We start from the raw sequence: 14,425 nt of genomic DNA, 5'->3' as shown, positions 1-14,425 counted from the left end.
GCGGAGATCAGTTCTCGTCGGACTGGGCGAGTCGTGCCTCCTGGGCGCGGTACGCGTCACCCAGGATCGCGGTGAACCCGGTGATGCGGGCGTCCACCTCGGCGAGCATGTCCTGACCGCGAGGGTCCTTGCTCATGAAGTGCGCAGCGATGAATCCGCTGATCACTCCGATCAGAAACCACAGCAGCTTCTTCATGTCGATGTCCTTGCCCTCAGTCCGCCCAGGCGCGGTCGTTCCATCGTATGCGGAAACGACGAGAGGCGTCGGGAATCCCCGACGCCTCTCCGTGCTGTTTCGCGGTGACGCGGATCAGCGAGCCGCGTAGTACTCGACGACGAGCTGCACTTCACAGGTCACGGGGACCTCGGCGCGCTTCGGACGACGGACCAGGCGTGCCTGCAGCTTGTCGAGCTCGACCTCGAGGTAGCCCGGAACCGGGGGGAGCACCTCGGCGTGACCGCCGGCTGCCGCCACCTGGAAGGGCTCGGTGCCCTCGCTCTTGGCCTTGACGTGGATGAGCTGACCCGGCTTCACGCGGAAGGACGGGCGGTCGACGAGCTGACCGTCGACGAGGATGTGACGGTGCACGACGAGCTGGCGAGCCTGCGCGGTCGTACGGGCGAAGCCCGAACGCAGCACGAGGGCATCCAGACGCATCTCGAGCAGCTCGACCAGGTTCTCACCGGTCAGGCCGTCCTGACGACGTGCCTCGTTGAAGGTGTTGCGCATCTGCTTCTCGCGGATGCCGTACTGCTCGCGCAGACGCTGCTTCTCACGCAGACGGACGGCGTAGTCGCTGTCAGCCTTGCGCTTGGTGCGGCCGTGCTCGCCCGGAGCGTAGGGACGCTTCTCGAGGTAGCGGGCGGCCTTCGGGGTGAGTGCCACGCCGAGGGCGCGGGACAGACGGACCTTGCGGCGGTCCTGGGACTTCGTGACCACGAAGTTCTTCCTTCCGATGACGTGGACGTGTCTTTCACGTCTCACGGGCGTATCTCCCGTGTCCTGCCTTCGCGCGCACGCCGGGGCGCGGAGAAGGTGGGGATGAACACGGGGATGCCCGAAAACACGGTTTCGAGCCGATCAAGTCTAACAGACCGGCCGCATGGCTCAGCGATCGCCGAGGATGCGCCTGATTCTCTCCAGTCGTGCCGCGATGTCGCGCTCGGCGCCGAGCGGCTTCGGGTTGTAATAGCGCCGCCCGTCCAGCTCGTCCGGCAGGTACTGCTGCGGCAGGACGCCGTGCTCGGCGTCGTGCGGGTATCGGTAGCCCTTGCCGTGCCCCAGCCGCTTCGCTCCGGCGTAGTGCGCGTCGCGCAGGTGCAGGGGCACCCTCCCGAAGCCTCCGGCGCGGACATCCGCGATCGCGGCATCGATCCCGACGTACGCGGCGTTCGATTTCGCCGTGGTCGCGAGATAGACCGTGGCCTCGGCGAGCGGGATGCGCCCTTCGGGCATCCCGATGAACGCCACGGCGTCCGCGGCGGCCGTCGCGATCACGAGCCCCTGCGGATCTGCCAGACCGATGTCCTCGGCGGCCGAGATGACCAGCCGTCGGGCGATGAAGCGCGGGTCCTCCCCCGCTTCGATCATGCGCGCCAGGTAGTGCAGGGCGGCATCGGGATCCGATCCGCGGATCGACTTGATGAAAGCGCTGATGACGTCGTAGTGCTCGTCGCCCTGACGGTCGTAGCGCAGCAGCGCACGATCGACGGCCTGCGCGACGTCGTCGTCGGTGATGGTCGGGCCGCCTGCGGCGCCGGCATCCTCGGCATCCTCATCGCGGTCGTCGTCACCGTCCTCGTCCGAGGTACCCGAGAGCGCCACGGCGGCCGCGGCCTCGAGTCCGGTCAGCGCGCGCCTGGCGTCGCCCGACGCGAGGCGGACGAGCGCCGCGCGGGCCGCGTCGCTCAGGGCGACCGCGCCGTGCAGACCGCGGGCGTCGCCGACGGCGCGATCGACGAGCTCGCCGATGTCGTCGTCGGTCAACGGCTGCAGCGTCAGCAGCAGCGAGCGCGACAGCAGCGGCGAGATGACCGAGAACGAGGGGTTCTCGGTCGTCGCGGCGATCAGGATGACCCAGCCGTTCTCGACCCCCGGGAGCAGGGCGTCCTGCTGCGCCTTCGTGAAGCGATGGATCTCGTCCAGGAAGAGGATCGTTGTCTGCCCGTAGAGATCGCGCTGCGTGACGGCCTCCTGCATGACCTCGCGCACGTCCTTCACCCCTGCGGTGATGGCCGACAGCTCGACGAACCGGCGACCGGACGAACGTGCGATGGCCTGAGCGAGCGTCGTCTTGCCCGTCCCAGGCGGCCCCCACAGGATGATCGACACCGCACCGGGTGAGGTCGCATCGGGGTCCGCCAGCGCCAGGATCGGCGAACCGGCCCTGAGCAGGTGCTTCTGACCGGCGACCTCGTCGAGGGACACCGGGCGCATCCGCACCGCGAGCGGGGTCTGCCCCGACATCAGGGATGCGGATGAACTCATACCTCCAGGCTAATGCGGGCGACGGACACGCAGCGCCCCGGCAGGGGCGCTGGCTGCGCGACGGTAGGCTCTCAGATGCTGCGACGACGAAGAAGGGGTCATGATGGCCGGACGCAAGAACGCCGAGCGCGCCGAGCAGAAGCGCGCTCGCCGGTATGCCGCACGCACCGCCTGGCACGAGGGGCAGATCCGCCGCCGCGCACGCGACAACACGATCGTGGGCATCGCCGGCGGCCTGATCGTCGTCGGCGCGATGGTCAGCCAGTTCGCGCACGCCCAGGTCACCGCCCCCGAACCGACTCCGACCCCGAGCCCGAGCCCGAGCCCGAGCGAGACGACCGCGCCGCTCGATCCGCTGCTGCCGAACACGACACCCGAGCCGACGACGCCGCCGGCCGAATGACCCTCACCGTCGGCATCCGACGTTGTGAGAACTTCGCTCCACAGTCGTAACCTCCCCGGTCGAGCGCTGAAACGCGTGGCGGCCACGCTGGACACAGCCTCATCAGAGTGCTCCCGTCCCCCGTGGAGGTCCCGTGTCGTACATCAAACCTGCCGAGCTCGTCACCCGCATGGTGGACGCCGGCGCATACAAGATGCAGCTGTCCACGCGTGACACGCTGATCCGCGCCTTCATGGGCGCCGCCCTGCTCACCATCGCCGCGGCCTTCGCGGTCACCGTGTCCACGCAGACCGGCCAGCCCCTGCTCGGTGCGCTCCTGTTCCCCGTCGGGTTCGTGATGCTCTACCTGCTCGGCTACGACCTGCTCACCGGGGTGTTCACGCTCGGTCCGCTGGCCGTGCTCGATCGCCGCCCCGGCGCGACCTTCGGTGCGCTGATGCGCAACTGGGGCCTGGTGTTCCTCGGCAACTTCGGCGGAGCCTTCCTCGTCGCCATCCTCATGGCGATCTACTTCACCTACGGCTTCTCGACCGAGGCGAGCGCGGTCGGGCAGGCCATCAGCGACATCGGCCACGGCCGGACCGTCGGCTACGCCGATCACGGCGCCGCCGGAATGCTCACGCTGTTCATCCGCGGCGTGCTGTGCAACTGGATGGTCTCGACCGGCGTCGTGCTCGCGATGATCTCCGACTCGACGATCGGCAAGATCGTCGCGATGTGGATGCCGATCATGCTCTTCTTCTACATGGGCTTCGAGCACTCGATCGTGAACATGTTCCTGTTCCCGTCCGGGCTGCTGCTGGGCGCCGACTTCACACTGTGGGACTACCTGATCTGGAACGAGATCCCCACGGTCTTCGGCAACCTCGTGGGCGGTCTGCTGTTCGTCGGACTCCCCCTGTACTACACGCACGGCCGGCCGAAGGCTCGGAAGGCGCGGGCCGCAGGGCGCCGGGCTCGAGCCACGGCATCCGCACCGGCCGCCCCGGCTCCGACGGAGGACGTCGTGGACACGGCGACCAGGGAGCCGGCTCGGGTCTCCTGAACGCACGACGAAGGAGGGCGAAGCGATCGGATCGCTTCGCCCTCCTTCCTGTGTCAGGCCGACCGGAACCGGTCGACGACGACCTCGGCCATGCGGAGATCGGCGCCCAGGGGCGCCGAGACGAGGTCGGCGCCCGCCGCCTGGACGAGTCCGGCGAAGTAGCCGGGCGCGAGGACGTGGCTGGCGGCGATGACGCGCCGAGCTCCGGCATCCCGCGCGGCCTGCACGGCCTCGGGGATCCGCGGATCGATCGCCGAGGCGTAGCCGATCGTCACGGGCGCGGGGATCAGCGAGCGCAGCCGTTCCGCTGCGGTCTCGACGTCCGCGATCGCGGCCGGGTTGCTGGAGCCGGCGGCGGCCAGCACCACGGCGTCTCCGTCGACCCATGTGCCTCCGATCGCCGCCCGGAGCCGCGTCGCGAGGACCTGAGCGACGAGCGGATGCGTACCCAGGGGCTCGGCCTGCCGCACCCCGGCATGGCGGCGCACGGCCCTGGCGATGTCGACGGCGGTGTGGAAGCCCACGGAGAGCAGCAGCGGCACCACGACCACGTCGTCGTCCTCGACCGCGCGGTCGACGACCGAGGCGATGTCCGGTTCCTGCACGTCGACGAACGCCTGGACCACCCTGGTGCGCGGGATCTGTTCGCGCACCAGCGCGACGAGCTCTTCGATCGTGCGCTGACCGTCGGCCGAGTCCGTGCCGTGCGAGCACGCGATCAGGGTCGTCATGAGTCCTCCTGGGACGTTGTCTCCGGTTGCGCCGCGGCGCCGGGGGTCACGGCGTCTCCACCACGGTGAGACGATACCCGCGCTTGATCACCGTCTTCACGGCATCCGGACAGCCCAGAGCTTCTCGCAGTCGCGCGATCGCCATCTCGACCGCATGCGCGTTCTCGCCACCGCGTGGCAGCACTCGGCCCAGCTCCTCGCGCGACAGCACGCGTCCGCCGGCGTCGAACAGTGCTCCGAGCACGTTGGCCGAGGCGCGCGAGAGCGGGATGAACCGGCCGTCGACCAGCGCACCGCCGCTTCGCACTTCGATGGTCCCCGCCATGGTGATCAGCTGCGGCGCCAGGCCCGTGGCGTAGTGATCCACGACGCATCGCACGAGCGATCCGAGGCGCCCGCGGACCGCGAGCGTCGTGCGCAGGCCGGCCGCGTCGAGCGGCGTCGCCGTCACAGGGCCGACGGAAGCCAGCAGCAACCGTCCGGAGGTGGCTCGCTCGCGGATCGCCTCCAGACGCCCGCCGCGCTCCGCCGCTCTGATCCACTCCGCGGCGCCTGGCGCCGAGGTGAACAGGACCGCGTCCACCTCGCCGGTGGCCGCCTGCATCGCGGAACGGCTCACGATCTTGGGATCCGGCGGCGGGCCCCAGCGGTACACGGTGATGTTCACGACATCCGCTCCGTGCTGCGTCATGAGTTCGTCCAGACCGTCCGACCCGGCGCCGTGGTGCTGGATCGCGATCCGACGTCCGGCGACGCCGCTCACCGTGAGGTACTCCCCCACTTCGGCAGCCGTCTCGGATTCGGCGACCCAATCGGCGACGAAGCCCGCCTGCTGGATCGCGCCATGCGCCTTGGGGCCTCTCGCGACGAACTGCGTGCCGCGGAACGCCTCGGCCAGGTCCTCCGCGAGTCCGTTCTCGTGCGCGGCGTCGATCCACCCGCGGAATCCGACGCCGGTGGTGACGATCACGACATCCGGAGGATGGGCGATGAGCGCGCGGGTGCGTTCCAGGAGGACGTCGTCGTCGGCGTTGGGAAGGATGCTGAGGGCGGGCGCCCGGTACACCTGCGCGCCGCGCCGTTCCAACGCGGTCGCGAGGTCGCCGGCGCGCCGTTCGGCGGCGATCACCATGGTGCAGCCGGTGAGCACGGCCTCGAGCTGGGGTCGTTCTGTCACGCCAGGGATGCCCCGATCCGCTCGGGCGCGGGCATGAGCAGATCAGCACGCGCCACATCGCCGATCACGATGACGGCGGGGTTGCGCAGGCCGATGGCTGCGGCGTCCTCGGACGCGCGACCCAGCGTCGTCCGCGTCGTCCGCTGCTGCGGCGTGTGCCCGCTCTCGACGAACGCCATAGGGCGATCCGCCGCGATGCCGTGCCGCAGCGCTGCGTCGACGATCCCGCCGAGGGCGGCGACGCCCATCAGCACGACTGTCGTCACAGAGTCATCCGCCATCGACTCCAGCGTACTGGTCGTGATCGGCCCCTGACCGTTCACCACGTGGATCGCGGATGCCGTGCCGCGGTGGGTCACCGGGATTCCGGCCGCCTGCGGAACGGCGATCGCGCTGGACGGCGCCGGCACGACGTCGACCGGGATGCCCGCGGCCAGGCACGCCTGCATCTCCTCCCCGCCGCGACCGAACACGAACGGGTCTCCGCCCTTCAGCCGCACGACGCGGCGACCGGCCGCGGCGTGCTCGACGATGAGGCGGTTGATCTCCTCCTGCGGTACGGGGTGGCTGCCGGGGCGCTTGCCCACGTCGATGACCTGCACGTGCGGGTCGATCGCCTGGAGCACCTCGATCGTCGGTCCGAGCCGATCGGCGACGATCACGTCGGCCTCCGCGATCAGCCGCCGCGCACGAACCGTCATCAGGTCGGCGGGGCCTGGGCCGCCGCCGACGAGATCGACTCGCCCGGGGCCGCCTTCCCGCTGCCGCCGCAGCGGCAGTCGTCCTTCGGCGAGCTGATCGCCGATCGCGTCGCGCACCGTGGCGCTGCGGCGCGGGTCGACACCGACCGTGCTCGTCACGGCGACGGTGATGTCGCCGGAGTCCACCTGAGCGGTCATCCTGGCCGAACCGTGTCCGCCGTCGCCGGCGTTAATGCAGAGCACTCTGCGGCGTTCGCACCGGGCTGCGATGTCCCGATCGACACGCTGCCGTCCGGTGGCGGCGTGCACGAGCCACGCACCGCGGAGGTCGGAGCCGCGGAACGTCCCGCGTCGCCACGGGATCGCATGGGCCTCGACGAGGGCTGCGGTCTCCGGGTGCAGATCGGGGGCGACCACCCGCACGCGGGCACCCTCGGCGAGGAACCTGCGCAGGCGTCGGGCCGTCACGGCTCCCCCGCCGACCAGCAGGACGTCACGGCCGGTCAACGCGACCGAGAGCATGAGCGTCATCGCAGCTCCTCGGCGTCGATGTGGACGACCTCGTCGATGATGACGACGGGCCAGCGGCGCAGCGCGATCGGCGTCTTGCCCTGCGCGTCGAGACACTCGCCGGTGCGCAGATCGAACACCTGCTTGTGCATCGGGGAAGCGACGGTCGGCGCGTCGCCTCGAGTGCCGACGATGCCCCGGGACATGACGTTCGCGCCGCTGTACGGATCGAGGTTGGCGACGGCGTGGACGCTGCCGTCTGCGAGGAGGAACAGGGCGATCTGGGTCGTCCCGAACAGTGCGGCCCTGCCGCGTTCGACCTCGAGGTCTGCGATCGCGCACACGCGGATCAGGGTCTGCTGCTCTGCCGCGATGGTCATCGGCGCACCTCCAAAGTGGTTCCTGCGATCAGCACGCCGCCCTCGGCACGCTCCTGCGCGGTCGCCGGACGCACCTGACCGCGCTCCGCGACGTAGGCGAGGGACGGGTCAGGCGTGTCCGAGGCGTTCACGAAGGACTCGAACCGGCGCAGCTTCTCCGGGTCGCGCAGAGTCGCGGCCCACTCGTCCTCGTAGCGGTCGACGTGCATCGCCATCGCTGCATCCAGATCCGCGCAGATGCCGAGGCTGTCGTCGAAGATGACCTCCTTGAGGCCGTCGAGTCCGCCCTCGAGCTCCTCGCACCATCCGGCCGTCCGCTGCAGCCGGTCGGCCGTGCGGATGTAGTACATGAAGAACCGGTCGATCGCCCGGATGAGTCCTTCGTCGTCGAGGTCGGATGCCAGCAGCTCGGCATGACGGGGCGAGAAGCCGCCGTTGCCGCCGACGTACATGTTCCAGCCGGTCTCGGTGGCGATGACCCCGACGTCCTTGCCTCGAGCCTCGGCGCACTCGCGGGCGCAGCCGGAGACGCCGACCTTCAACTTGTGCGGCGACCGGAGCCCGCGGTAGCGCAGCTCGAGGCGTACGGCCATCCCCACCGAGTCCAGGACCCCGTACCGGCACCAGGTGGATCCGACGCACGACTTCACGGTGCGAAGGGCCTTGCCGTAAGCCTGACCCGATTCGAAGCCCGCATCGACCAGCCGCTGCCAGATCTCGGGCAGCTGCTCGAGTCGCGCCCCGAACATGTCGATGCGCTGGCCGCCCGTGATCTTCGTATACAGGCCGTAGTCGTCGGCGATCCGGCCGATGGCGATGAGGCCCTGAGGCGTCACCTCGCCGCCAGGCATCCGCGGGACGACTGAGTACGTGCCGTCCTTCTGCATGTTCGCCATCACGTGGTCGTTGGTGTCCTGAAGGGCTGCGTTCTCGCCTGCCAGCACGTGCTCGCCCACGAGCACCGCCAGGATGCTGGCCAGCGCCGGCTTGCAGACATCGCAGCCGCGGCCCCGGCCGAAGCGGGCGATGACGGCGCTGAACGTCGTCAGGCCCGAGACCCGCACCGCGTCGAACAGCTGTCGGCGCGACATGTCGAAGTGCTCGCACAGCGCGTTCGATGCCGTCTGCCCGAGCTTCGACAGCTCCTGCCCGACGAGCTTCTTGACCGTGAAGATGCACGAACCGCAGGTGGCGCCTGCCTTGGTGCACGCCTTGACGGCACCGGCGTCCATGCAGCCTTCCTCGTGCACAGCCTGGCGGATGCGGCCGGCCGAGACGTTCGAGCACGAGCACACCACCGCGGCGTCCGGAAGTTCGCCCGTCGGCGCCTCGACACCCCCCTCCGGCATCAGGTAGGCAGCCGGATCCGCACCCAGCGGCGCGCCGACGAGCGGACGGAGAGACCCGTATGCGGAGGCATCTCCGACGAGGATGCCGCCCAACAGCGTCTTCGCGTCATCGGAGAGCACGAGCTTCTTGTAGACGCCGGCCACCGGGTCGGCGTAGACGACGTCGAGGGCGTTCGGCGTCGTGGCCATCGCGTCGCCGAAGCTGGCCACGTCGACACCGGAGAGCTTGAGCTTGGCGGATTCGTCATAGCCGGGGAAGGTGGCGTCGCCGCCCAGCAGCCGCGTCGCGGCGACCTCGGCCATCGCGTATCCGGGCGCCACGAGACCGACCGAGCGGCCGTCGTAGTTGGCGACCTCGCCGATCGCGAGGATGTTCTCGTCCGCTGTGCGGCATCGGTCATCGATCAGCACGCCACCGGTCGGGTGGACCGCCAGCTGGGCGTTGCGCGCGAGCTCGTCGCGCGGGCGGACGCCGACCGTGAACACGACGATGTCCGCCGCGTGCATGCTGCCGTCCTGGAACTGCAACTGGGTGACGGACCCCGACGCGTCCGGGTCCAGGCGAGTGGTGCGGCTCTGCGTCCGCACGGCGATGCCGCGCGATTCGATCAGTCGGCGCAACATCGTGCCGCCGGCGAAGTCGAGCTGGGCCGACATCAGCCGATCGGACGACTGGACGACCGTGCACTCGACGTCGAGACCCTGCAGCGCGCCGGCCGCCTCCAGACCGAGCAGCCCGCCGCCGATCACCGCTCCGCGCAGCGGGCGGCCGAGTTCGGCCGTGCGTCGCTCGACGAAGGCCCGCATCCCGGCGACGTCGTCGAGCGTGCGGTACACGAAGCATCCGGGCAGATCGGAGCCGTCGACCGCGACCCGCGCCGCGTACGAGCCCGTGGCGAGGACAAGGGTGCCGTAGCCGTAGTCGAGTCCGGATCGCGTCCGCACCGTGCGCCTGCGCCGGTCGATGCCGATGACCCGATCTCCGCCGATGAAGTGCACCCGCTCGTCGTCCAGCACCTGCCGGTCGAGGGTGAGATCGTCCGGCGTCGCACCCGAGAAGAACGACGTGAGGCCCACGCGATCGTAGGGTGCGCGGCCCTCGTCTCCGATGACGGTGACGGCGAGCCCGTCATCCGTGCGGGTGAGCAGGCTCTCGACGAAACGATGCGCGACCATGCCGGCGCCCACCACGAGCACATCGGATGATGCTGCCAGTCGTTCTCTCACGGTGCCTCCTGTGTTCGGTGCTCCCGACGGTAGATCGGCGGTGTTTCGCGCAATGTCCGGCCTCCGTTACGCGCGTCGAACGATCCGCTCACAAATCAGTAACGAACATGTGAGGGCGCAGGGGCCCGCCGGAAGCTGAGCCGCAGCGCCGCGCATACTAGGCTGATCACCGTCCCTTTCACCTCCCGCGGGATGACCGCGCAAGGAGCACATCGTGTCTGCCACCGAATCGCCGAAGCCGACTCCCCCCGTTCCCGCACCACCGCGGGTTCCCGGTCCGCCGCGCGTCCCCGTCGCCCCCGCCGCACCCGCGGCGCCGACGATCGCCGGCGCAGCCGACTGGGGTCGCGTCACGGAAGACGGCACCGTCGAGGTGCGCGAAGGCGACACCTGGCGCGTCGTCGGGCAGTACCCGGATGCGTCCGGTGACGAAGCACTGGCCTACTTCGTCCGCAAGTTCGAGGACCTCGCGTTCAAGGTCACCACGCTCGAGCAGCGCCTCGCCGCCGGCGGAGCGGCCGCCGGCGAGCTGACGGCCCAGGCTTCGCACCTGGTCAAGGAGGTCACGGATGCCGCGGCCGTGGGCGATCTCGCAGGACTCCGTGAGCGCCTCGACGCCCTGACCGCCTCCCTGGCCGAGGCCAGCGCGCAGGAGGCCGAGCAGGCCAAGGAGCTGCTGGACCAGGCGATCGCCGAGCGCACCGTGCTGGTGGAGCGCATCGAGACCATCGCCGCGGGCGACCTGTCCAAGGCGCACTGGAAGCAGGTCACCGCCGAGGTGACCGAGCTGTTCGACACCTGGCAGGCGCAGCAGCAGAACGGTCCGCGTCTGCCGAAGTCCGTCTCGCAGCAGCTGTGGAAGCGATTCCGCGACGCTCGTGCCACGATCGACCGTCAGCGCCGCGCGTTCTACGCCGAGCTCGACGAGACCCACAAGGCCGCGCGCGACGTCAAGACGCGCCTCGTCGAGCGGGCTGAGGCCCTGGCACCGCGCGGTGTCGACGGCATCCCGTCCTATCGCGCGCTGCTAGACGAGTGGAAGGCCGCCGGCCGTGCCGGCCGCAAGGTGGACGACGCGCTGTGGGCCCGCTTCAAGGCGGCCGGCGACGCCCTGTACGCCGCGCGCGCCGAGCAGAGCGCAGCCGAGGAAGCCGATTCGGCCCCGAAGATCGAGGCCCGCACGGCACTGCTCGAGCAGGCCAAGGCAGTGGCGGACGAGCCGAACATCAAGCGCGCCCGTGCGCTGCTGACCGGAATTCAACGGCAGTGGGATGAGGTCGGCCGGATCTTCCCGCGCGACAAGGAGCGTGCGCTCGACGACAGACTCCGCGTCATCGAGCAGGCTCTCAAAGCCCGCGAGGAAGTGGACTGGAAGAAGAACAACCCCGAGACCAAGGCGCGGGCGAACGACATGAGCCAGCAGCTGCTGGACGCGATCGAGAAGCTCGAAGCCGAGAAGGCCGCAGCCGAGAAGGCGGGCGACAAGAAGGCCGCGGCCGCGGCCGCAGACGCCCTGGAAGCGCGCCGAGCCTGGCTCAACGCGCTGGGCAGCTGAGCGCCTTCACCGATTCTCCACAGAAGCCGCCCTCCGGTCCATCCGGAGGGCGGCTTCGTGCACACTGGGGCACATGCATCCCGGCCTCCTCTATCGACCGGGAACGCGTCTGTCCGACGCCGAGCTGACGGCGATGCGTCTGGACGGCCTGCTGTTCGAAGTGGGTGACGCGTTCCTGCCCGCCGACATCCCCGAGACCCTGGACGCACGCCTGGCGACACTTGCCCCGCGCATCCGCGATGAGCACGTCGTCTCAGGGATCACCGCGGCCTGGGCCCACGGCGCCGGCGACCGGCCACCGGCCAGGTGCCACGTGCGACCGCACGTGGCACGCCGGCTGCGGGCGCCATCGGATGGCTCGGTCGTGCTGCACGACGGCGTCGTACCGGAACACGAAATCCAGACGGCCGGGGGCGTCCGAGTGCTCACGGTGACCGCTACGCTCGTGGATCTCGCACGCTCAGCCCGCACCGACGGCGTCCGTGCGTGGCTGCTCGCGCTGGTACGAACGGATGTTGATCAGGTGGGTGCGGCGGTCGACCTGCTGCGTGCCCGCGAGAGACTCCCCGGGAAGCGCCAGGCGATCGCGGTGCTCGAATCCTCCTACGAGGAGGTCACGCGGTAGACGTCGTAGACCGCGTCGATCCGGCGCACCGCGTTCAGCACGCGATCGAGGTGCACGGCGTCACCCATCTCGAAGACGAACCGGCTGAGGGCGAGGCGCTCGTCGGTGGTGGTGACCGTCGCCGACAGGATGTTCACGTGGTGCTCGCTGAGCACCCGCGTGACGTCCGACAGCAGCCCTGATCGGTCGAGTGCTTCGACCTGGATCTGCACGCGGAACACGCTCTTGGACGTCGGACCCCACTCGACGTCGACGAAGCGCTGCTCATCGGCGCTGAGCGCCTTCACGTTCACGCAGTCGGAGCGATGCACGGAAACGCCGCTGCCGCGCGTCACGAAGCCGACGATCGCGTCGCCGGGAACCGGGGTGCAGCACTTCGCCAGCTTCACCAGGATGTCGGACGCACCGCGCACCAGAACGCCCGAGTCGCCGGCTCGCGGCTCACGGGAGGGGACGACAGGGATCGTGATCGCGCCGGTGTTGGTCTCCTCCGCCGCCACCAGGGCGGTGACCTTCTCGATCACCGACTGCGTGGAGACGTGTCCTTCACCCACGGCGGCGTACAGCGCCGAGACGTCCTCGTAGTGCAGTTGACGCGCGAGCTCCGAGAACGACTCCTGGCTCATCAACCGTTGCAGGGGCAGGTTCTGTCGGCGCATCGCACGGGCGATGGCCTCCTTGCCCTGCTCGATCGCCTCTTCGCGGCGTTCCTTGGTGAACCATCCGCGGATCTTGTTGCGGGCACGAGTGCTCTTGACGAAGCCGAGCCAGTCCTGGCTGGGTCCGGCGTCGGGGTTCTTCGAGGTGAAGACCTCGACCACGTCTCCGCTGGAGAGCTCGGATTCCAGCGGGACGAGACGCCCGTTGACCTTCGCACCCATCGTGCGGTGCCCGATCTCGGTGTGCACCGCGTAGGCGAAGTCGACCGGAGTCGCACCGGCCGGCAGACCGATCACACGCCCCTTCGGCGTGAAGACGTAGACCTCCTTGGCACCGATCTCGAACCGCAGCGAATCGAGGAACTCGCCAGGGTCGGCGGTCTCGGCCTGCCAGTCCGAGATGTGCGCGAGCCAGGCCATGTCGGTGTCGGAGGCACGGAGCTCGGCCTTGCCGCCGTTCATCCGCTCCTTGTACATCCAGTGCGCCGCGACACCGAACTCGGCCTGCTGATGCATCTCATGCGTGCGGATCTGGATCTCGACCGTGCGGCCGCTCGGGCCGATCACGGTCGTGTGCAGCGACTGGTAGAGGTTGAACTTCGGCGTCGCGATGTAGTCCTTGAAGCGGCCGGGCAGCGGGGTCCAGCGCGCGTGGATCGCCCCGAGCACCGCGTAGCAGTCGCGAACCGACCCGACGAGGACGCGGATGCCGATGAGGTCGTAGATGTCATCGAACTCGCGTCCGCGGATGACCATCTTCTGGTAGACGGAGTACAGCTGCTTGGGGCGTCCGACGACCTTGCCGCGGATGCGGAGGTCGCGCAGATCCTCGTCGATCGCCTCGATGACCTGCCCGAGGTACTTCTCGCGCTGCGGGGTGCGCTGCGCGATCAGGCTGTTGATCTCGGCGTAGATCTTGGGGTGCAGCACGGCGAACGAGAGATCCTCGAGTTCGCTCTTGATCGCCTGGATGCCGAGGCGGTGCGCCAGCGGCGCATAGATCTCGAGCGTCTCCTTGGCTTTCTTCGCGGCCTTCGCCGGCGGGACGAAGCCCCAGGTCCGTGCGTTGTGCAGGCGGTCGGCGAGCTTGATGAGCAGCACGCGGATGTCCTTCGACATCGCGACGATCATCTTGCGGACGGTCTCCGCCTGCGCGCTCTCGCCGTACTTGACCTTGTCGAGCTTCGTGACGCCGTCGACGAGCATCGCGACTTCGTCGCCGAACTCGGCGGTCAGCTCGCTCAGCGCGTAGCCGGTGTCCTCCACGGTGTCATGCAGCAGTGCCGCCGCGATGGCGCGAGGGCCGAGACCGAGTTCCGCGAGGATCTGAGCGACCGCGAGCGGATGCGTGATGTACGGCTCGCCGCTCTGGCGCTTCTGTCCGGTGTGCTTCTCCTTGGCGACGGCATAGGCGCGATCGATGATCGCCAGGTCGCCCTTCGGGTGGTTCGCACGGACCGTGCGGTTGAGCATGTCGAGGTCGTCGACGCGGGGCGCGCGCGAGAAGATGCGAGGAACGAGTCGTCTGAGACTGGATCCCTGCGCCTGCGTGTTCGCCTCCGCCATCGCCTACCT

The 14,425-nt window shown here is 69.5% G+C and carries 13 protein-coding genes; 4 read left to right on the top strand and 9 right to left on the bottom strand.

Annotated elements, in window-relative coordinates; translation table 11 throughout:
• Window positions 1–7: 7 nt before the first annotated feature.
• The 3 genes from OED01_RS07945 to OED01_RS07935 all read right to left on the bottom strand — a co-directional run bounded on the left by OED01_RS07945 (window position 8) and on the right by OED01_RS07935 (window position 2,488).
• The gene (locus OED01_RS07945) at window positions 8–196 is read right to left on the bottom strand and encodes a hypothetical protein (protein WP_264157821.1); all 189 of its coding nucleotides are present in this window, start codon (window positions 194–196) and stop codon (window positions 8–10) included.
• A 114-nt stretch (window positions 197–310) separates the two neighbouring features.
• Window positions 311–940, bottom strand: coding sequence for a 30S ribosomal protein S4 (gene rpsD, locus OED01_RS07940; RefSeq protein ID WP_264157820.1), 630 nt, complete (start codon window positions 938–940; stop codon window positions 311–313).
• A 168-nt stretch (window positions 941–1,108) separates the two neighbouring features.
• Window positions 1,109–2,488: a replication-associated recombination protein A gene (locus OED01_RS07935; protein WP_264157819.1), complete on the bottom strand. Its 1,380-nt coding sequence runs from the start codon at window positions 2,486–2,488 to the stop codon at window positions 1,109–1,111.
• 100 nt (window positions 2,489–2,588) lie between these two features.
• Between OED01_RS07935 and OED01_RS07930 the strand changes: the two genes are divergently transcribed.
• Window positions 2,589–2,891 (top strand): hypothetical protein, encoded by a 303-nt coding sequence (locus OED01_RS07930; RefSeq protein ID WP_264157818.1) that lies wholly within the window; start codon window positions 2,589–2,591, stop codon window positions 2,889–2,891.
• Window positions 2,892–3,024: 133 nt separating this feature from the next.
• Window positions 3,025–3,936 carry a formate/nitrite transporter family protein gene (locus OED01_RS07925; protein WP_264157817.1) on the top strand — a complete coding sequence of 304 codons (912 nt, stop codon included), beginning with the start codon at window positions 3,025–3,027 and terminating at the stop codon, window positions 3,934–3,936.
• A gap of 53 nt (window positions 3,937–3,989) precedes the next feature.
• Here OED01_RS07925 and OED01_RS07920 read toward each other — a convergent pair whose 3' ends face one another.
• The 5 genes from OED01_RS07920 to nirB are packed head-to-tail and all read right to left on the bottom strand — an operon-like array spanning window position 3,990 to window position 10,011.
• Complete coding sequence (locus OED01_RS07920) at window positions 3,990–4,667, bottom strand: sirohydrochlorin chelatase (RefSeq protein WP_264157816.1); 678 nt, start codon at window positions 4,665–4,667, stop codon at window positions 3,990–3,992.
• Window positions 4,668–4,713: 46 nt separating this feature from the next.
• The gene (locus tag OED01_RS07915; RefSeq protein ID WP_264157815.1) at window positions 4,714–5,844 is read right to left on the bottom strand and encodes a uroporphyrinogen-III synthase; all 1,131 of its coding nucleotides are present in this window, start codon (window positions 5,842–5,844) and stop codon (window positions 4,714–4,716) included.
• Window positions 5,841–7,076 (bottom strand): uroporphyrinogen-III C-methyltransferase, encoded by a 1,236-nt coding sequence (gene cobA, locus OED01_RS07910; RefSeq protein WP_264157814.1) that lies wholly within the window; start codon window positions 7,074–7,076, stop codon window positions 5,841–5,843. Before cobA ends, OED01_RS07915 begins: the two co-directional genes overlap by 4 nt.
• Window positions 7,073–7,435: a nitrite reductase small subunit NirD gene (gene nirD / locus OED01_RS07905; RefSeq protein WP_264157813.1), complete on the bottom strand. Its 363-nt coding sequence runs from the start codon at window positions 7,433–7,435 to the stop codon at window positions 7,073–7,075. The genes cobA and nirD overlap by 4 nt, the downstream gene beginning before the upstream one ends.
• Window positions 7,432–10,011 (bottom strand): nitrite reductase large subunit NirB, encoded by a 2,580-nt coding sequence (nirB, locus tag OED01_RS07900; RefSeq protein ID WP_318841133.1) that lies wholly within the window; start codon window positions 10,009–10,011, stop codon window positions 7,432–7,434. Before nirB ends, nirD begins: the two co-directional genes overlap by 4 nt.
• A 214-nt stretch (window positions 10,012–10,225) precedes the next feature.
• Between nirB and OED01_RS07895 the strand changes: the two genes are divergently transcribed.
• Both OED01_RS07895 and OED01_RS07890 read left to right on the top strand, forming a co-directional pair.
• On the top strand, window positions 10,226–11,566 hold the full coding sequence (locus tag OED01_RS07895) for a DUF349 domain-containing protein (protein ID WP_264157812.1): 1,341 nt from the start codon (window positions 10,226–10,228) through the stop codon (window positions 11,564–11,566).
• A gap of 73 nt (window positions 11,567–11,639) precedes the next feature.
• Window positions 11,640–12,191 carry a type IV toxin-antitoxin system AbiEi family antitoxin gene (locus OED01_RS07890; RefSeq protein WP_264157811.1) on the top strand — a complete coding sequence of 184 codons (552 nt, stop codon included), beginning with the start codon at window positions 11,640–11,642 and terminating at the stop codon, window positions 12,189–12,191.
• Here OED01_RS07890 and OED01_RS07885 read toward each other — a convergent pair.
• Window positions 12,170–14,416 (bottom strand): RelA/SpoT family protein, encoded by a 2,247-nt coding sequence (locus OED01_RS07885; RefSeq protein WP_264157810.1) that lies wholly within the window; start codon window positions 14,414–14,416, stop codon window positions 12,170–12,172. The genes OED01_RS07890 and OED01_RS07885 overlap by 22 nt on opposite strands.
• Between the last annotated feature and the right edge of the window lie 9 nt (window positions 14,417–14,425).

Source organism: Microbacterium sp. M28 (assembly GCF_025836995.1).
Classification (GTDB): domain Bacteria; phylum Actinomycetota; class Actinomycetes; order Actinomycetales; family Microbacteriaceae; genus Microbacterium.
This window is presented reverse-complemented; position numbering and strand designations above follow the sequence as displayed.